Here is a 20160-nt window from a genome sequence, read left to right as displayed (position 1 = left end):
AGACTTTCTTAGCGCCTTTGCAACGGACACTTTGCTCAACGGGGGGAACCCCCGCAGGCAAGTGTCCTCGTCTTTGCGTGAAACTATTATTCGTTCAATGTGCAACGTCTAATTAATTTTGAACACCGACTCTACAGTTGACTTAATTGAATCCCGTGCATCTTTCAAAGTCTGAGCAATGGGATGCTTTGCTTGTAAAAATACACGCGCACAATTGCGTCCTGGCATTCCAGAAATAGAACCACCTGGATGAGTCCCCGCACCAGTAAGATATAAGTTATCAATGGGGGTTTTGTAGTTAGCTATTTCTGGCAAGGGACGGAAAAACACCATTTGATCCAAGGTCATATCAATGTGGTAGTAATTACCTTTATAAGCACCTAATCTTTCTCCCAGTTCTGCTGGACTTTCTACACGTCGGGCGATGGTTGCATTTTTCACATTTGGTGAATAGGTTGCCAACTTATCAACCACCCTGTCTGCAACTTTATTTTTCAATTCATCTGTCCAACCAGTACCTTTTAAACCTGTGCCTTCTGCACCCGCAATTTGATAGGGGGCAAAAAACTCAATCCATACGGTATGCTTGCCTGGAGGTGCTAATGAGGGGTCTAAGTGACTAGGCATCACCACATACATTGATGGGTCGGAATCGGGAATTTCTCCCAAGGTACATTTACTATGAGCCTGTTCTACGTGAGTAACAGAATCTGCAATCAAAATAGACCCAGTGAGATATTCATCTTTGTGGGCATGGTAAGGAAAGTGCAGGGGTTCGTCTAAAGCCAAATCTATTTTGAGGATGGTTTCGTTATTGTTAACGATACGGCGTTCTAATCTTTCCCATAACTCTGGTTGGGCTGCGTCAATATCGTTTTTATCAGTCATTTGCAAAAATAGGCGCTGGGCATCAATATTAGAAATAACCCCACATTTAGCGCGATATTCTTTGCCACCAGCAACCCGCACACCAACAGCTTTACCATCATCAATCAAAACTTTTTCAACGTGCTGATCTGTGAGAATCACGCCGCCTTTACTTTTGACTAAATTCACCAAAGCTTGCACAAGTGCGCCAGTCCCGCCGCGAGGTCTTGCCATACCTGGGTTGTGGCGCATTGCCATCATGATTGCACCAATGCCGATGGTTTTTTGTGATGGCGGCGCACCAAGTTCTGCTGCTAGTCTGGCTAGGGGCGCTTTCAGAAATTCTGAATCAAACCACTCGTTAAGTAAGTCTTCGGCGCTGGTCAACATATTGCGAATAAAGTCCAGCGTCTTATTAGGCGAGCCGATTACAGAGAATAAATCTTTGAGTTTGGTGATGTCGTAGTTGCCAGCAATATCGATAACTGACTTTGGCGGTGCATTAAAAATTGGAACCATTGCACCGATCGCTCGTTGCCAATAGTCTGTAAATTCTGCATATTTTTTGGCATCGCGATCGCTATAACGGGCAATCTCTGCACAAGTCTTTTCCACCGACTTGTGAGCTAAAAAATATTTTCCATCTGGATGCGGACAGAAAACAACTGGATCACATTGCAGATATTCTAAGCCATATTTTTCTAGTTCTAATTCTTCAACTACTGGCCCTAGATGAATAAATTCATGATCAATAGCGCACAAATTAAACTTAAATCCAGGAGCTTCCTGTGGTAAACATTCTTCTGTTGTTGCTGCACCACCAGGAACAGAACGCTTTTCAAGCAGTAGAACGCTGTAGCCTGCCTTAAGCAAATAAGCAGCACAAACTAGTCCGTTATGTCCTGCACCAATAATTACAACGTCATACTCTTGCATAACTGCTATTTTACATTATACCATCCGTTTAATCTTAAAAAAGATTGTCAGAAATTCCATCACCCGTTAGTTACAAAAATTTAAATTACTCAAGATTGTTTTTTATCATACTAAGGTGATAGTAAAGTGTCTGAAGAGGGTATTTGCTTTAACTTAGCTTCTACCAAAAGTGTCAAACTACCCTTTTCTACCTCTAAATATTTAATACAGAATACAGTATCTTCCCACTCATAATATGGTAAGTTTACCCATTCTTTGACCTTCTGCATAAGTGCCACAATTACTTCTAGTGAAATACCTCCTCCTTGAGTGCAGTTGAAACTCTCCAAGATTATAGGTTGCGAATGAGTGCGTGGGCGAACTCTTGCTGTAAAACCTAACGTACGGATATTTCCAGGTTCGTTTAATAGCACTTTTCCCTTAAATTCCATTTCACCTTTATGAGGTAAAAATACCTGAATTTCTTGTGACTCAAAACTTACAATTTTGCCATCTACTTTCAACTCGAAGTTTTGCGGCTTGCTCCGAACCAAGTCTGAGCTTAAAGCGCGGTTAATATCTGCTTCTGTGAGTACAACACGAGCAACTGCATTTACTGGCTCATTGAGTTCTATTTGACCAAAAAGAGCGCTTAAAGGATTGATGGAAATACTATCTGTTTGCAGTTTAATTTCCTGCACACGGATACCTTCTTGCATCACTAATCCTTGACCAGAAAACGAAACAGCATCCGCCTGTCCCTGGACAATTTTAAACAGATCAGTTCGTACATTTATATCTATTTGTTCTACTTCGTTTAGTTGGTCAGATACTATCTTTTCAGCTCCCTGTGATAAAAATTGCTCTTCCAACCGTGGTTCGTCAGGCATGAATTCTTTATCTCCGAATTGTCTATTACTGTTAACTGTAGATGTTGAATAGGTAAAAGTGTATCTACAAGACGATATATCCAAATTGGAGGAGAGAATAATTACGCAAAAAGCAATTTTTTAGCTTTTTACTTTTGCTTTTTCAGTGACAACCATCTGCACACCACCACGAGGGACAATGGTAATACCACGGCGTACTGGATGCACTGGACGATTATCAGTAAGAGCTAGTTGAAACTGCGATAATATTGTCGCTAACACTAATTTCATTTCATACATAGAAAATGCTGCACCAATGCAGCCGCGATAACCACCACCAAAGGGTAAGTATTCATAAGGTGAAAATTTCTGATTGAGAAATCTTTCTGGTTGAAACTTTTCTGGTTCGGGGTAAGTTTCAGCTCGCCGATGTGCTAAATAAATGCTGGGAACTAAAACTGTTCCTGGTTCAAATTTACTTCCCATAATTTCTACGCTATCTTTTACCATTCGTGGTGTGCAAATCAAAGCAATGGGGTAAATTCGTAGTGTTTCTTGGCAGACAGCAGTGAGATAAGGTAGTTGTGATATTGCTTCAGGAGTATAATCATCCAAAGAGCTTAATTCCTGCATTAATTGATTTTTAACCTCCAGATGAGAGTGAATCAAATAAAATGCCCAAGCTAATACGCCAGATGTGGTTTCGTAACCCAACAGCAACAGTGAAACTAATTGATCACGTAATTCTTCATCTGTCATCTGCTCTCCATTTTCATCATGCGCTGACATCAGTAGGCTGAGAATATCAGTACGTGTAACATCATTTTGTAAACGTCTTTCGTAAATTTCTGCATAGATGAGTTTGTCAATTTGCTCTCGTTTTTTGAGATAGTTTCCCCAAGGACTCCATGTGCCTAAATCTTGTTGTAGCCAGGGAACAAAAAACAAACTAGAATACCAAGGTTTGGTAACGTTTTCTAATAAAGAACTCAGTTTTTCTTGTAATTGTTGATAACGGACACCAGGACTAATCCCAAATACTACCTGTAAGATAATTTGTAAAGTGATATCGGACATCACTTTATGTATAGAATATGAGCTATTTTCTGTCCAGCTTTTTGTACATTCTTCTGTAATTTGACAAATAATTTTACCGTAAGATTTCATGCGATCGCCATGAAAAGCTGGTAGTAATAACTGGCGTTGTCGATAATGCGATCGCGCCTCTTGCAATACAATAGAATTCTCTCCAAATAATGGTTTGAATACATAAGTTGCTTTTTTAAAATCTAACTTATGTGCAGGTACAGCAAAACAATCACTAATTGCTTGAGGATGGCTAAAAAATACTACTGGCGGGGACTTTAATCCTAATACACGAACTGTAAAAGTATCGCCGTATTTAGTAGCGCAATCTTCTAAAAATTTTGTGGGTTGAGCAATTAATTGCAGCGTTTGTAATAAGGATGGTGTGCGGGATTTTTCAACTAATTTCATAACGCAGAGGGATACACAAAGTGCAGAGATATATTGAATTTATCTGCATTATGAAATATACACGGATTCAAAAAAAAGTTGTATCCTGCTACAGAGACTTGACTATTAATACACTATTGATATTTTCTGGAGTAAATATTAGTTCTGTAGGGTGCGTTACGCTGCGCTGATAACGCACCATTTTTATAAAATAATAGACTTGTGGCAAAAATATTTTTTGTTTCACGCAGAGGCGCAGAGAAAGAGTTTAAGATTAGGGATTTAATAAAAAGTATAATCTATGAATATTTAAGTTTTGGCTAATATATATTTCGTTTATTTATATTCACTATCACAAAATACTAATAAACTTTTACAACCAGAAAGATGTAAAATTTTTGTTAAATTAAACGAGCATCTACGGTTTCCTCTCATTATTATAAGGTACTCAGCATGACGGCAATCACCCCAAAGGCATCTTCAGCGCTTCCCAATTTTTCTGAAGGGATTCAATATTTTGGTGAAGCACTACCAGATTTTGAAACTTATGCTGCAAAACCTGCTATTGAATCGGGTAAGGTAGCGATCGCTGATCCTACAGATGATGCTGCTGTGTATCAAACTCTACTGGCTGCTGATGCTCTACGTTACCTGACACTACAAGTAACCGCTAGCAAAGCTTCTGGGCATCCAGGCGGATTCGCCAGCCAAGCGGAAGCTTATGCAGCTTTGGTCATGCTGGGACATAAAAATATTATCACGGAAGTTGGACACCACGCCCCCGGATTTTATAGTGCCATGTTCTTGGATCGTTCTTTGGAGGACATGGGAATTTTTACAGTCCAACAATTGCGCGATCGCTTTCGGGAAAAGCATGGACTTTTAGGACATCTTTCTGGTTACATCCCTGGTATTCTTGCACCTGCGGGGCCTTTGGGGCAAGGACAACACTTTGCTTTATCCGCTGCGCTACTCCACAAAGATAAATTATTCCCGTTTACAGTTGGTGATGGTGGACTGGGTGAGCCTTATATTGTAAGTGCGATCGCTCACTTCCATACTGCTTATCCTGCTGTCACAAACTTCTTACCTGTGTTGGTGTGGAATGGTTACAGCCAAGAACATCACAGCATGGTTTCTCTCAAAACCAATGAACAGATGAAAGCATACTGGCAAGGTAACGGTTTTGATGAAGTCGTGTTGGTGGATGCCAAGGATTTTGATGATCAAAACCAACCAGGGGATTATGTTGATAGTACCGCTTTTTCCTTTGAGCAACGGCTAGCATTTACTAAAGCAGTACTTTCGGGTGTAGATCAAGCAGCGCGATCGGCACTAGGCGGCAAGCTTACCGTCTTCATCATTAAACAACTTAAGGGCGCAGGAGTCCACGCTAGAGGTGCTAAATCTCACAACCTCTATCCTAAAGATACGCTGGATGCTCCTCATATTATTAGTGCATTGCAAGGACGTGCTTTATCACCAGAAGCTTGGCAATTAGTACGGACAAATGCTGAACGCGCTGGCGGTGGCCCCGCAGCGAAAACTGTAGTCACAGAATTTGAATTACCATTACCAGATTTAGGCGAATTACCTTTAGAAGAATATGCAGTTGGTGGTGAACCAAAGGTTTCCACAACCGCGATGGGACGATTGGTGGGAATAGTAGGACAAAAAGATAAAAATTTCCTTGTCACCAACGCCGATGGTAACGAAGCATCAGGAATTGCCAACATCAACCAAGCACTCAAGATTATCCACCCCACACCCGATGATTTATATAACCAAGCACCAAACGGACAAGTTTACGAACCTTTGAGTGAAGATGCTTGTGCAGGTTTAGCTGCTGGTTTATCGCTAATGGGTGCGAGAACTTTGTGGTGTTCCTACGAATCTTTTGCCATCAATGGATTACCAATTTGGCAAACTGTAACGCAAGCAATGGCAGAATTGCGCCGTCAAACTCCCTCGACTACTACTTTATTCACAGCAGGAGCATTAGAGCAAGGGCGTAACGGCTGGACTCACCAACGTCCAGAAATTGAAGCTTACTTTGCTTCGCTGATGCGAAATGGAAATGTTTTCCCATTATTTCCCCCCGATGCTAATAGTATCCAAGTTTGTTATGACTGGGCATTAAAAACTAAGAATAAAGGAATTGTGATTACTGCAAGTAAGTCGCCGTTACCAATTCGCACCACTTTAGAACAAACTCGTCAAGCATTACGTGATGGTGCTGTTGTGTTGCATGAAGTTGCGGGTGACAAGCAAGTTGTATTTGCTGTGATTGGCGATTTAACATTATTACCAGTTTTTGAAGCAGCTACTTTCTTAGAAAATGAAGGTATTGGCGTCAAGATAGTTTCTGTAATCAATCCTCGGCAATTGTATCGTTCGGATGATACTGCGTGGGAAACTTGTTCTGAACCCGAAGGCGGTTTCTTGGATGACGCACAATTTGCCAAATTATTTGATGGTGATGCGCTAATTGCTGTAACAGGTGGTGCTGCGGGGATGCTGGAACCAATTTTGCTGCGGAGTACAGCCAAGCGCGATACTTTTGCTTGGAAGCGTGGGGAAACTACAGCGAGTGCTGGTGAGTTGATGGCGTTTAATGGTTTGACTGCGGAGGCGTTGACAAAAAGAGCGATCGCGTTAGTGCATTAAAGCTACAATTTCCTCTACTTTTATCGCATTTATATGTGTATAAACGCTGAAATATGGCGTTTTTATGCGTATATTTGCGTTTTTTATTTAACAGGATTTTTCCAGCCTTGGAATTAGCAAACAATAGTAATCCAACGATATTTGATGAAAATTGTCGATAACAAAAGTATATTGAGCTTGAGAATAGACTTTTAGCTTCAAAACCTGATTCATGAGTTCTGAAGCTAATTTACGATTTCAAAACTTGATTTAGAAGTTTAAAACTTGATTTACGAGTTCAAAAATTGATTTAGAAGTTCAAAACTTGATTTACGATTTCAAAACTTGATTTATAAGTTGCAAAAGCTGATTTACAAGCCAGAAACTTGATTTACAAGATATAGGACTACTAAAGCGTTGAGGAAAAGAGCGATATATTATAAATAAGCTCTAAGGTAAAATACAATATAGCGATTTTCATTTAAATGAGGTACACAGGTAAGGGCGCATAAGTGTATGCCCCTACGAGTAAATGATTTTTTCTATACCTTATTCATGCGAAAACCGCTATAATATCGACTTCAATAGCTGGAAATGTTTTTTATGGAAAATACCCAATATACATCAGACCAACTTATAAGTAGCCTAACAGTAGAAGATTTAGAAGCTTTAATCGTCAAAATTGTTCAGAAGGTTATTAAACAAGAGAGACAGAAACTAGAACAAGAGAATTTGTTAATAAAACCAACAGATTCAAATCATCCCCCACAAGCTTTTTTAGAAACTTTCGGAACTTGGGAAGACACACGCACTGCTGAAGAAATTATCGATGAAATATATTCAAGTCGTACTGTAAACGATCGCGATTATACCTTGTGAATTATTTACTCGACACTGATACCTGTATATATTGGCTTAATGGTCGCCAGCCAGTTAGGGAAAAACTTTTAACAGTAGGATGGAGTAAGGTAAGTATTTGTGCCATCACTGCTGCTGAATTGTACTATGGTGCATACAATTCTAATCGAGTATCAGAAAACTTAGCTAATGCAGAGCAATTTATTCAGAACTTACCCGTTTTACCTTTAAGCGACCCTGCTCTCAAAAAGTTTGGTGAATTAAAGGCAGAACTTCGTAAAATAGGACAAACAATTGCTGAATTTGATTTACTAATCGCTAGTGTTGCATTAACAAGAAATTACATTTTAGTAACTAACAATACTCGTCACTACAGCCGTATTTCTAATTTACAGTTAGAGAACTGGATTTTACTTTAAAACAATATAATGCTGAAGTTTTGCTAAAAGCGATCGCACCATTGCCTGAGAGTAAATATATGCGATCGCATTGATTATTATTTGTAGTAGATTTTCAGTTGAGTCTTATAGTTAAGCATAGTGCGATCACTCTCTTGGACGTTATATTTATTTTAGGCACTCAACTAGAAAAAATTAATTTATTATGAGATTTCAAGTTATTTTTACCTTTGATTCAGAATATGAAGGCTATATTGCTGAAGTTCCTGAACTTCCAGGCTGTGTGAGTCAAGGCAAAACCCTAGATGAGGCAATTGAAAATATTAAAGATGCCATTACAGGATATCTCCATGTTCAAGCTAAACATGGCCAACCTTATATTATGAAGGAATCGCAAGTTTTTATCGGGGAAGTTGTAGTATAAATGGGACGTTTATCAAATATCTCCGGTAAAGAAGCTGTCAAGATTTTTGAAAAGTTTGGTTATATATTAGATCACCAAACTGGAAGTCACATGATACTTTGGTGTGAATCCAAACCAACTTTATCAATTCCTAATCATCGGGAATTAGCACCTGGATTACTTAGAAGTTTGATTAGACAGGTAGGAATTACAGTTGATGAATTCCTCGAAAACAGATGAACTAACAGAAAAGCATTGAGATGATCTGCATCAGTAATAATCAATGTTGACTAATTATATAATTTCTTGAAATATTCGTAGCTAGTTTACTTTAACCGCGACTTCAGTCGCCCCATTGTCTTAGAGTAAATATATGCGATCGCATTAACTAATTTATCACCCGTGATCGCTCTCTTGGACGTTATGATTATAGCTACAGCTTTACTAAGTGAATGCTCAATTATTTACTCGGAAGATATGCAGCATAATCAGCTAATAAATAATAAAGTAAAAATATTAAATCCTTTTATTTGATTTAATATGTGTTTCTGATATTAAAATCTAGTTTTACTTTATACAAATATTTTAAAAATGATTGCACAAGGAAAAACCCAACGAATTCAAATAAATTTAGATTTATCGCCAGAACTTTATGAGACACTCAACCATCTGGCGCAACAAATGAATGTAGATAATGCTGAGGTATTGCTAAAAGCGATCGCACTCTTAGAAATAGCAGTAGAAGCCAAGCAAAAAGGCAAGCATATCTGGATTGCAGACGAGAACCAAAATATTGAAACTGAAATTGTTGGCATCTAATAGCATGAAAGATAAAAAAGATTTATCGGAAATAATTGCTAAAAAAGGTGACAATCCACTAACCTTATCAATAGCAAACTTACAGCCTAAAGAAGACGTAGAACTTGAGCGAAAGCTGCGAGAACTCAAATTTAAACAAGAACTTAGAAAAGATTGGATTTTATTTATTGTCCGGGATGTAGTAATCTTTCCTGCTGCCATACTTTTCATTGTTGCTGTCAGCGGTTATTCTTTATTCACCCAAATTAATAGGTAACTCATTTAACGACACGTACCACAGTCTTAAATTATTGGTGAAGACTCAGCTTTCTCTGATCCTTCCTCTCTGCGCGAGATTAACCTCAGTAAACTTGCGTAATTGATTCTACAGACGACGAAGCCAACTTACTGAAATAAACTCATTTTTATATCTAGCAAACTTTTTCTAGATATAAAAACTATTTTGATTAGTAAATTTATAAAACAGTAATTTATTTAAATTGCTATAAAAATTTACCTTTCAAAGCAGTTTAAATTCTCCATCCACAAGTTAATGGATTGAAATTTATGAGTATTATCGGGCTTTTAATATTTTCTGTTGCTGTAGCTGCCATTGTTACTGTAATTATCATTAATAGCTACAACGATTTAGTCAAGTATCGCAACCGCTACAAGAATGCTTACTCTCAAATCGATGTTCAATTACAACGTCGTTATGACTTAATTCCTAACTTGGTAGAAACTGCCAAAGGGTACATGAAACACGAGCGCGAAACCCTAGAAGCGGTGATTGCCGCTCGTAACTCTGCAATTAATGCTAGCAGTCGTGCCGTACAAAATCCAGGTAATCCACAAGCGATGCAGCAATTGGGCAATGCAGAAGCAGCGTTGACAGGTGCATTAAGCCGCTTAATTGTACTTTCTGAATCTTACCCAGACTTAAAAGCCGATCGCGCCATGAGTCAAGTAATGGAAGAACTATCTTCTACTGAAAATCGGATTGCTTTTGCTCGTCAAGCTTTCAATGACGCCATAACACTTTACAACACCAAATCCGAATCTTTCCCCAGCAATCTTATAGCCAATAGTTTTAACTTTACTCTTGCAGAATTGCTACCAGAAGCTGCTCCCGAAGTGAAAAATGCCCCGCGCGTGTCTTTTTAGGTGTCTATGAATTTCTTTGAACATCAAGATAAAGCACGCCAAAACACGCAACAGTTAATTGGATTGTTTACCCTATCAATCGCAGTCATGATTCTTGCGATTTATATTGCTGCGTTATTTCTATTCCGCATGGCTCCTCGGATTTGGTGGCATCCAGGATTATTTCTCTACGTAGCTGGAATCACAATAATTGCGATCGCTCTGGCAAGTTTGTATAAAATCCTCTGTCTCCGAGAAGGGGGAAGCGTAATTGCCCAAGAGTTGGGAGGACGACTGCTGCTGCCAGAAACAGCAGATGAACAAGGGCGACAACTATTAAATATTGTTGAGGAAATGGCGATCGCTTCTGGTATTTCCGTGCCAGAAGTCTATCTCCTAGAGTCCGAAACGGGTATTAATGCTTTTGCTGCGGGGTTTACGCCCAACGATGCCGTAATTGGAGTTACCCGTGGAAGTTTGCAACACCTAAACCGCGATGAGTTACAAGGAGTTATCGGGCATGAATTCAGCCACATTCTTAATGGAGATATGCAGCTGAATTTACGTTTGGTAGGACTGCTACACGGTATTTTGTTCATCTACTTAACTGGAGAATTGCTGTTACGTTTTCGCAGCAGTTCCCGCGAAGATAAAGGTTTACCTCTATGGGCATTTGGCTTAGCACTAATGGCAATTGGCGGTATCGGATTACTCTGCGGACGTCTGATTAAAGCCGCAGTTTCTCGTCAACGCGAATTTCTTGCCGATGCTTCAGCAGTACAGTTCACTCGTAACCCTAATGGCATGACTGGAGTATTGCAAAAACTCCAACAAATGGATTCACGCTTGGTTTCGCCAAATGCAGAAGCCGCCAGCCATATGTTCTTTAGCAATGCCCTCAATCCCTCTTTCTGGGAAGATATATTTTCTACCCATCCACCTCTAACAGAACGTATCCGCCGCATTGGGGGTGTGAAGGTTCGCAATGTACCATCTTCTAACCGGAATCAGAGAACTTCTTCTTCCCCAGATTCTTTAGTAATGGGTTTTGCTAGTGCTACAAATGCTACAACACCAGAACAGGTAGTAAACCAAGTGGGAAGCGTTGCACCAGAGCATTTTGCCCATGCTCAAGCACTGTTGTCAAAGCTACCAGAATCTTTACGCTTGGGCGTGCGGGAGCAGCAAAGTGCAATGGCGATCGCTTTTGCGTTAGCCTTAGATACTGAAAATCTCCAAATCCAAGAACGCCAAATTACGTGGTTGCGTGAAGTGCAACCTGCTGAGGTGGTAGAAAAAACTCTAGAATTTAGTAGCGAAATTGCTCAGTTAGACCGTAATATTCGCTTGCCACTTGTAGATTTGACAATACCTACATTCCGTCAAAATTCAGCCAAAGATTGCCAAAGGCTGTACAAATGTCTACAGGGTTTAGTTGTAGCTACCGGAAGTTTATCACTATGGCATTTTGTGTTGCAGCTAATACTGTGGTATCGTCTCCAACCTTGTATAAATCCTACGTCCGTGACAACGGTAGAATTCACCTCCATAGAGCAGATTTGGTCAGATAGCATCCTAGTACTTTCAGCACTTGCACGCGTCGGACACTCTCAACCTGATGCAATTACTTATGCATTTCATTCTGGAGTTTTCAGACTTCCTGGAGCTGGACAACAAGAAAAAGTTGATACACCTGTAAACTGTAATTTGCCTGAAGTTAAAAAAAGCATCGACCGCCTGCGCCTTGCAACTCCCAAGCTTAAACAAGCTATTGTTGATGCCTGCGCTCACACAGTACTTTTAGATAATAAAGTTACTCCATCAGAGGCAGATTTACTAAGAGCGATCGCTATGACATTAGACTGTCCCATACCTCCATTTTTAAATCCTCAACGTGGTATTTCAAAACAAAAATCATCTTCTCTAAAGCAAAGTTAATTTCAACAATTGACAGTTGACAAATGCGGGAGGCTTTAAACCTTAAATTAATTAATTGTCAATTATCAATTGGTAAATAGTGAGACGGAATTATTTCTAACTATATAAACAAAGTCCGCCTCTGCGGACTTTTCAAGTTTAAAGTGTTTAACTTATAGTATTCGAGCATCAGCTTAGATTTTTCTAACTGCAAAACACTCCTCGTCTTGGAAGTAATTGGAGACGGCAACCGACGCTAATGCATTAAAGCCTTAATGTGAGTTCGATGAACCTCTCCCCAACCCGTCTTCGACGCAAAGAGGGGTTTTTAAAATCTGTCAAACTCACGTAAGCCTTAACACGATAAGCACTTTCGTTAACTTTAGAATTATCAGCTAATGTTAGCTAATTAAATTAAATATATGAAGTGTGTTTGTAGGCAACTGTAGAAAATAAAATTAGCCTGTAAAAGTAGATAAGTAAACAGCACCCTAATAGCAATTGTCCATATATTCTAGCGTTCTTCTGAATAGCTTCAAATACCAGTTTATATAGACAATAATTCTGCTTAATCTCCTCTATATTTACAGGCTAATAATTTCGTTTTCGTTCTCGCTACTCTTAAAGTATAACCAGTTATTTTTCTCAAAGAGTATCCTATTCTACCAAAAAACTATCTTTTGCATAGAAATATTAATTTGCTTGAAAATTTTTAGACAAAATACCCACTTGCTTAGCATTACAGAAATTTGATTGCTATATTATACTAAATAACTCTTCTGGCAAGGATTACAAAGCTGTGCGGGATGATTTACAGGGCTTGGAGGTTAGTCAAAAAGAACTGCAAAAGCTGACTAATTTACCTGTTAACGATGAACTTGTTATCATTATAAATCCTCTCCAAATATTGGGGAAAAAGTTGATAAAAAAAATCAAAGGTTCTGAGGGAGCAACTGTAATTTTTATTGGTTTCTCTACAGTGGTTCTTGGCTATTTAATATTTGACATATTAATCAAGCTATTTGCCACATGGATAACAACTCCATCATGGTTGTTGTTAATACTTTCGGGGCTTTGGATTGGTGGATTAATTCAAACAATCTTATATTTAATATGGAAAAAAAGAACTAAAGTTGTCAAAGCTAATATGACAAACTCTCTATTAATTCTCTTAAATGATGTTGATAGATATAATGCTGTTATTAAAGCAATAGATATCAATGATCAAATAGAAGAAGCTGGTAACCCAGAAGTGAGTATCAAGGAAAGAGAGAAAGTAATAGCAGCACTGAAACTGACAAAAACAGATTTAATTCGTGCTTTGAAGACAGAAAGGATTTTGAGAGAAAACAAAAGTTTTATTCTTACGAATACAGAACTGTTTGTCAATAATTTAGCAACTTTAACAGCTATGCAAGTGACTGAACAAGCTACTGAGCATGGAAGGTTACTCAATGAAGCATTAGAAATTGCTTTAGATGTACAGCATGAAATGAGAAGGTTGCAAAGTCAACGTTAAAATTAGTACTCCGAGCAAATCCGTGTGGAAGTAGTTCAGTTGGAGAGAAAATGGCTTATTCACGTTTAATTTCCTTAATCGCTTTTCTATAAGTCTCCCCATGACCACGATCGCCAGACTAACATAAAGAATATTCATGAAACGATCGCTCATCAGCATGGACTGGAAAGAAATTAGAGGTAACTGGGTAGTCATTCCCCGAAATCCTATCGGTATTATTCATTTTTTAGGAGGTGCATTCGTTGCTACAGCACCTCACATCACTTACCGATGGTTAATGGAACAATTGGCAGCTAAAGGATACGTTGTGATTGCCACGCCTTTCGTCAATACATTGGATCATACTGCGATCGCAAAATCAGTACTGTTAAACTTTGACCGTACTCTCGAACGCCTACAAGATACTGGAGCATTACGCAAGCTCTACCTTCCCATCTACGGCGTAGGACACAGTATGGGTTGTAAATTACACCTGCTGATTGGTAGCCTTTTTAGTGTAGAACGCGCAGGCAATATCTTAATATCCTTCAACAACTACGCCGCACGAGAAGCTATCCCCTTAGTAGAACAGTTCAATTCTACTTTTGCGATTGAGTTTACCCCCACACCCTTAGAAACCAACAAGCTTGTACAAGAAAAATACAATATTCGGCGCAATTTATTAATAAAATTTAGCAATGACACCATCGACCAATCGGCAGCTTTAACCAAAATCTTACAAGAACGCTTTCCTGAGATGGTAACAGCACAAACTTTACCAGGAACTCACACTACTCCTTTAGGACAAGACATCAAATGGCAAACAGGAACATCTTTTACCCCTTTTGACGCCCTTGGGCAATGGTTCAAGCAAGAAGCATACCGCGACTTAAACCAACTAAGGCGTACCATCCTCTTGTGGCTGAATCCTCTTTCACCTCCATAATATTTTATGGCTTTCCAAAGGTTATAAAGTCTATTAGTAATTGGAAATAGCTTAGTAGTATCTCTTGGGATATTGATACTACTAATTTATTAGTCATAATTATATTTTTATTTATACAGATAATTATTAATTCTTCCTACACTTAATTTTCTATGTTTCAAATACTAATAATTGATGATGACCATTCAATAAAAATACTCCTGAAAAGGATGTTAGAAAAACAGGGTTACAAAGTAATTGCTGCCAGTAGCGGAGAGGAAGGAATAGAAAAAGCTTTAGATTGCCGTCCGGCATTAATTATTTGTGATTGGATTATGCCAGGTTTAAATGGTTTAGAAGTCTGTCACCGCATCAAGACAGATCCAATATTATCTACTACATTCTTCATTTTGTTAACATCATTGGATTCAGTTGCCGATTGTGTCAAAGGGCTAGATGCTGGTGCAGATGATTTTATTTCCAAACCCATTGAGCAAAATGAATTGCAAGCAAGGGTAAGAGCAGGATTGCGTTTGCATCAACTAAGTCGGGATTTACAAACTCAAAAACTGCTCTTAGAAACAGAGATGGCAGAAGCAGCAGAATATGTGCGATCGCTTCTACCTTTCCCCATGAGTGAACCCTTCAATATAAATTTCCGGTTCATTCCCTCACGCCAACTTGGCGGCGATTGCTTTGATTACTACTGGCTCGATTCTGATTATCTGGCAATTTACTTATTAGATACTGCTGGACACGGGCTTAAAGCTACTCTTCCCTCTGTTTCAGTATTGAATCTCCTTCGTTCTCGTGCGCTTAAAAGTCTCAATTACTATCAACCAAGTGATGTCTTGAAGGCTTTAAATGATACCTTCCAAATGAATTATCAAAATGACAAATACTTTACTATCTGGTACGGTGTTTACAACCGAGTTAAGCGTCAGTTAACTTATGCTAGTGCAGGTCATCCACCAGCAATATTAGTATCTCATACATCTCCAAACATCTCTGAAGTTAAACACTTAAAAACTCCAGGAATGCCAGTTGGGATGTTTCCAGAGGCAAAATATGTAGATGGGTATTGCTATATTGAAAAATTCAGTACTCTTTATATTTTTAGTGATGGTGCTTATGAAATTACTAAATCAGATGGCACTCTTTGGAGTTTAGATGCTTTTATTCAGATGCTCAGTAACTTACAGCATCCTGTTAATTCTCAACTGGATAAGGTACTGAATTATCTAATTGATTTGAACTCCAAAGAGGCTTTTGATGATGATTTATCTATCCTACAGATTAAGTTTGATTAGTTAATTTTTAGAAAATAATACTTGGTTAAATGCTTCTTGATTAGGAAATATTTCAAATACTTTATCCATATTAGTCAATTCAAATAATATCCTGACTTGCTCATTAATTGAGCAGACAACCAGCTTGCTATCTGCTGCCCGCAATGTTTTGAAAGCTAGCACCAAAGCTCCCAAACCCGAACTATCCATAAACGTAACATCTTGAAAATCAACTAACACAACTTTCGCTCCATTCTCAATAACTTGAGTAATATTGTGCCGAAATTCTTGTGAAGTAGTGGCATTTAAATTCCCGCTAAGTTTAATAACTTTGACTTGCTCTCTCATGATATTTTATGCTAAATATGTGAACGCTGTTCTACTCTCGCTAGTATATCCCAATCATGAGAAACAGGGAAAGGTAGTGTAAACCGCCTGTATCATGTCTTTTTAAATGTCTCTTAATTAGGAATTACCAATTACGAATTAGTATTATAGGTAGATTAAAAAACTTTAATAAAAAGCCAAATAATTTAAATTTAGTTACCCCAAGCTCAAATCCATAGATTGAATCTTTTTGAAATATCAAGGTGGCAGTTACCCTTGGCGAAGAGGAATAGTAATTACAAACTCAGCCCCATTTCCAGGCTGAGAAACGCATTCCAAGGTACCTCCATGCTTTTGTGAGATAATTTGGTAGCTAATAGACAACCCCATCCCAGTGCCTTTACCAATAGGCTTGGTACTAAAGAAAGGGTCAAATAGACGCTGTTTCACTTCCTCTAGTATTCCCGCCCCGTTGTCAGCAATGCGAATTACGACTTGATTTGGCTTTAGTAATTGAGTACAAATGTGAATCTGTGGTTTAACTAAAAGTCTAGGGTTTTGGACTGTTGACTCTTCTAAAGCATCGATCGCATTTGTCAAAATATTCATAAATACTTGGTTGAGTTGACCAGCATAACATTCCACTAACGGCAACTCATTATATTCTTTAATCACCTGAATCGCAGGGCGATCAGATGTAGCCCGAATGCGATGTTCTAGAATCATCAGAGCGCTGTCGATTCCCTCATAGATATTTACCTCCTTCATCTCGGCTTCATCCATGCGAGAGAAGTTACGTAGGGATAAAACAATCTCCTGAATCCGCTTTGCTCCTACTTTCATCGAATTGAAGAGTTTGAGCAAGTCCTCAATTAAGAATTCTACCTCTATCTCTGCCGCTAATTCCTGAATTTCAGTTAGGGGCTGGGGATAGTGCTGCTGGTAGAGTTGTAACAGCCTCACTAAGTCTTGAATGTAATCGTTGGCGTGTGCTAGGTTGCCGTAAATGAAACTGACCGGGTTATTAATTTCATGAGCAATACCTGCTACCAGTTGCCCTAAACCTGACATCTTCTCGCTTTGAACTAGTTGCAATTGAGTTCGTTGAAGTTCTTGGAGGGCTGTTTCTAAATCTTCCGCCTGCTGCTTGATTTGAGTTTCTGCCCGTATGCGTTCAGTAATATTAAGTGTAGTTCCCACCAATCGATAGATTTTACCTTCACTATCTTTGAGTGGATTAATTGTAGTTAGCCACCAAGTTTTTTGACCTTCAAAAGTCAAGCACGACTCCTGGGTAATAGGCGTACCTGCTGTTAAGCATTTTATAAATCTCTGGCGTACTGCTGCACCTTCAACTGCACCATGCACATCCTCTGGTTTTTTACCAATGACGTTTATGTTACTTAACTTAGTGGCACGCTCTGTGGATGGATTCCAACCTGTATAGCAAACGTCCCCATCTTCTAGAATATCCACGACAAATATGCAATGTTCTGAGCCATCATAGACACTACGTAAAAATTGCTCTTTCTCTAGAAGCTGCGCTTCTGCCTGCTGTCGTTCTTTAATCTCAGTTTGTAACACCTCATTACTTTGTGCTAGTTGTTTTGTCCGTTCTTCTACTCGTTTTTCCAGTTCTGCATAAGCTTGCTGGAGTGCCTCTTCTATCTGTTTACGAGGAGTTATATCTATTACTAGGCCATCCCAGATAATCGACCCATCTGCTTGTAGTTCTGGGCGGGATACACCTTGTATCCATTTAAATTTTCCGTCAGGCAAAACGATTCGCCCTTGCCACTGCCAAGGTTGTAAGGTTTGGCCAGAAACAGCGATTGAATTGACAAATTCCTCACGTTCATCTGCATGGACAATTGCAATTATCAAGCTGGCATCGGCTTGAATCTCTTCTGGTGTTAACTCGTAAATCTCATAAGAACCAGAATTTACATAGGGAAAAGAGAATGAGCCATCGGGATGTAGCATAAATTGATACAACATTCCTGGCACATTCGCCGATAGCTTCTGAAATTTTGTCTCGCTTTGACGTAGAGCTTTCTCAGTTTGTTGCCGCTCTGTAATGTCTTCGTAAGTACCAAGGATACCGACTACATTGCCCTGAACATCGCGCAACGGTATTTTATTAGTATCTATCCAATGTTGCTTACCATCTGGCTTTTGTAAAGGTTCAATGATATGCAGTTCTGCTGTACCTGATGCCATTACTTGGCGATCGCATTTTCGATACCAATCAGCTTCTCCTTTTTGCCAAGGCAAATCATAGTCATTCAATCCGAGGAGAGTTTCTACTGAATCAATAGATGTATCACGGAGAAAATTTTGATTACAGCCTAGATACACTGAATTACGGTCTTTCCAAAAAATTCCTTGCGGGATGTTGTCTATCACCAGTTGTAATAGTTGTTTTGACTGGCGCAGGTCAGCTTCCACCTGCTTATATTGTGTTACGTCTCGAATACTAGCAATTACAAACTTGTTACCAGCATCATCCTCAAACAAACATTTTTTAGTAGATATAAAGCGCGTCTGTCCCTGATTATTAGTGAAAGATTCTTCATTTTCATTGGCAATGCCTGTCATCAAAACAAGTTCATCTTGTTCCCACATTACATCTGCTTCAGCTTTTGGTAATAAGTCATAATCTAGTTTGCCAATCAACTCTTCTCGACTACGCCTCAAGAAATTACAAAAGGCATCGTTGATCAGCACCCAGCGGTGTTGACGGTCTTTGACCAAAATGGGGTCTTCCGTACCGTTGATGATCTGAAGTAGAAAAGCAACAGAAAAATTTTCCTGTTGCTCTCTAAGTGAACAATTGTTAGTAACTTCCTCTGGTTGATGGAGGATATCGTCCTTTTGCATCCCCGAAATCCTTTTTGTAATGGTTTTAGCCTCCGCTCGCTGGAGGTTAAATACACCACCACTTTCTGAGGTTCTCCGAGGCTATTGTCTCTGCTGTTTTAGTATTCCCACGGTCTGTAAATTCTCAACAGGGATTGATAAAAGTTAGGGCTGGGGATTGGGATTGGGCATTAGTGGACAGTTGACAGTTGACAGTGGGGATTGGGGATTAGGAATTTTTTTCTGCCTGCTCTTCGACTCCCTATTCCCTATTCCCTATTCCCCCTAACAGGACTCACTCTAGCTCTGTAAAGCAGCTTTTCGCTTTGAAGATAGCCAGTGTAACGCACCTTGACTGTTTCCCCAGGTTGCGCGTCTCCATCCATCAATTGGTGCAATTGAGGATCATAAGGTATTTCGGCTCCTACAGGTGCGATCACTTCTACACCCCAAGCCTGTAATAGTTTCTCTAACGGCTTTTGTACCAATGGTACTATTTTGACTGCTGCTAACTCTGGATTCTCTTGTGCTTTCGCTGCTGCTGTCGGCCATTGTAATAACAAAGATTCCAGCAGTTGTAAGCTCGACTGCTGGAATTCTTGCTGCAATACTTCACGCTGTTGTTCTAGTGCTAGTTGCGATCGCTCATACTCTCTTTTTAAATCTACAATTTCTTTCTCAGTGGTGCTAAGTCCTGAGTCCTGAGCCTTGAACCCTGAGTCTTGAGTCTTGAGTGTTGAAAAAGTGGCTACTACTTCATTCAATGGTATTTGTAGCACTAACGACAGCTTGAGCAACACATCCAGCCGCATCTGCTCTAGCTTGCCCTGCCGCAACCGCAAAATTTGACGTTCTGAAACGTCAGCAGCACGACTTAGCGCTCTAAAACTGGAAATACCCACCCGTTGCATTAAATCTTGCAACTTCTGGGTGAAATTAGGATTGGGCATTGGGGATGGGGGATTGGGCATT

General features: G+C 39.3%; 18 protein-coding genes. 12 read left to right on the top strand and 6 right to left on the bottom strand.

Annotation, left to right across the window (positions count from 1 at the left end; genetic code table 11):
- Positions 1-108: 108 nt before the first annotated feature.
- The 3 genes from crtO to WKK05_RS24455 all read right to left on the bottom strand — a co-directional run bounded on the left by crtO (position 109) and on the right by WKK05_RS24455 (position 4148).
- Positions 109-1803 (bottom strand): beta-carotene ketolase CrtO, encoded by a 1695-nt coding sequence (gene crtO / locus WKK05_RS24465; RefSeq protein ID WP_341525647.1) that lies wholly within the window; start codon positions 1801-1803, stop codon positions 109-111.
- Between the two features lie 110 nt (positions 1804-1913).
- On the bottom strand, positions 1914-2672 hold the full coding sequence (locus WKK05_RS24460; protein ID WP_341525646.1) for a DUF2993 domain-containing protein: 759 nt from the start codon (positions 2670-2672) through the stop codon (positions 1914-1916).
- A 120-nt stretch (positions 2673-2792) separates the two neighbouring features.
- Positions 2793-4148, bottom strand: a complete 1356-nt coding sequence (locus WKK05_RS24455; RefSeq protein ID WP_341525645.1) for a cytochrome P450 — start codon at positions 4146-4148, stop codon at positions 2793-2795.
- A 432-nt stretch (positions 4149-4580) separates the two neighbouring features.
- On the opposite strand from WKK05_RS24455, the gene WKK05_RS24450 reads away from it, so the two are divergent.
- From WKK05_RS24450 to WKK05_RS24395, 12 genes are all read left to right on the top strand, one after another.
- Positions 4581-6794, top strand: a complete 2214-nt coding sequence (locus WKK05_RS24450) for a phosphoketolase (RefSeq protein ID WP_341525644.1) — start codon at positions 4581-4583, stop codon at positions 6792-6794.
- A 582-nt stretch (positions 6795-7376) separates the two neighbouring features.
- A complete protein-coding gene (locus WKK05_RS24445; RefSeq protein ID WP_341525643.1) occupies positions 7377-7652 on the top strand; it encodes a hypothetical protein in 276 nt (91 codons plus the stop codon).
- Entirely contained in the window at positions 7649-8050 is a 402-nt protein-coding gene (locus WKK05_RS24440; protein ID WP_341525642.1) for a type II toxin-antitoxin system VapC family toxin, read from the top strand. The genes WKK05_RS24445 and WKK05_RS24440 overlap by 4 nt, the downstream gene beginning before the upstream one ends.
- Positions 8051-8234: 184 nt before the next feature.
- Positions 8235-8453 carry a type II toxin-antitoxin system HicB family antitoxin gene (locus WKK05_RS24435; RefSeq protein ID WP_341525641.1) on the top strand — a complete coding sequence of 73 codons (219 nt, stop codon included), beginning with the start codon at positions 8235-8237 and terminating at the stop codon, positions 8451-8453.
- Entirely contained in the window at positions 8454-8672 is a 219-nt protein-coding gene (locus tag WKK05_RS24430) for a type II toxin-antitoxin system HicA family toxin (RefSeq protein WP_341525640.1), read from the top strand.
- 351 nt (positions 8673-9023) lie between these two features.
- The gene (locus tag WKK05_RS24425) at positions 9024-9251 is read left to right on the top strand and encodes a DNA-binding protein (RefSeq protein ID WP_341525639.1); all 228 of its coding nucleotides are present in this window, start codon (positions 9024-9026) and stop codon (positions 9249-9251) included.
- A gap of 4 nt (positions 9252-9255) precedes the next feature.
- On the top strand, positions 9256-9507 hold the full coding sequence (locus tag WKK05_RS24420) for a hypothetical protein (RefSeq protein WP_341525638.1): 252 nt from the start codon (positions 9256-9258) through the stop codon (positions 9505-9507).
- Between the two features lie 290 nt (positions 9508-9797).
- The gene (locus WKK05_RS24415) at positions 9798-10394 is read left to right on the top strand and encodes a LemA family protein (protein WP_341525637.1); all 597 of its coding nucleotides are present in this window, start codon (positions 9798-9800) and stop codon (positions 10392-10394) included.
- A gap of 6 nt (positions 10395-10400) precedes the next feature.
- Entirely contained in the window at positions 10401-12311 is a 1911-nt protein-coding gene (locus WKK05_RS24410) for a M48 family metallopeptidase (RefSeq protein ID WP_341525636.1), read from the top strand.
- 778 nt (positions 12312-13089) lie between these two features.
- Positions 13090-13809, top strand: coding sequence for a hypothetical protein (locus WKK05_RS24405; protein WP_341525635.1), 720 nt, complete (start codon positions 13090-13092; stop codon positions 13807-13809).
- 157 nt (positions 13810-13966) lie between these two features.
- A complete protein-coding gene (locus WKK05_RS24400) occupies positions 13967-14734 on the top strand; it encodes a DUF1350 family protein (protein WP_341531182.1) in 768 nt (255 codons plus the stop codon).
- A 152-nt stretch (positions 14735-14886) separates the two neighbouring features.
- The gene (locus tag WKK05_RS24395) at positions 14887-16023 is read left to right on the top strand and encodes a SpoIIE family protein phosphatase (protein WP_341525634.1); all 1137 of its coding nucleotides are present in this window, start codon (positions 14887-14889) and stop codon (positions 16021-16023) included.
- Here the strand turns inward: WKK05_RS24395 and WKK05_RS24390 are convergent, their stop codons facing one another.
- From WKK05_RS24390 to grpE, 3 genes are all read right to left on the bottom strand, one after another.
- Positions 16024-16350: an STAS domain-containing protein gene (locus WKK05_RS24390; RefSeq protein WP_341525633.1), complete on the bottom strand. Its 327-nt coding sequence runs from the start codon at positions 16348-16350 to the stop codon at positions 16024-16026.
- Positions 16351-16599: 249 nt separating this feature from the next.
- The gene (locus WKK05_RS24385; protein ID WP_341525632.1) at positions 16600-19209 is read right to left on the bottom strand and encodes a PAS domain-containing protein; all 2610 of its coding nucleotides are present in this window, start codon (positions 19207-19209) and stop codon (positions 16600-16602) included.
- Between the two features lie 248 nt (positions 19210-19457).
- Entirely contained in the window at positions 19458-20138 is a 681-nt protein-coding gene (gene grpE, locus WKK05_RS24380) for a nucleotide exchange factor GrpE (protein WP_341525631.1), read from the bottom strand.
- Positions 20139-20160 lie beyond the last annotated feature (22 nt).

The sequence above is a fragment of the Nostoc sp. UHCC 0302 genome, assembly GCF_038096175.1.
Classification (GTDB): Bacteria; Cyanobacteriota; Cyanobacteriia; order Cyanobacteriales; family Nostocaceae; genus UHCC-0302.
This window is presented reverse-complemented; position numbering and strand designations above follow the sequence as displayed.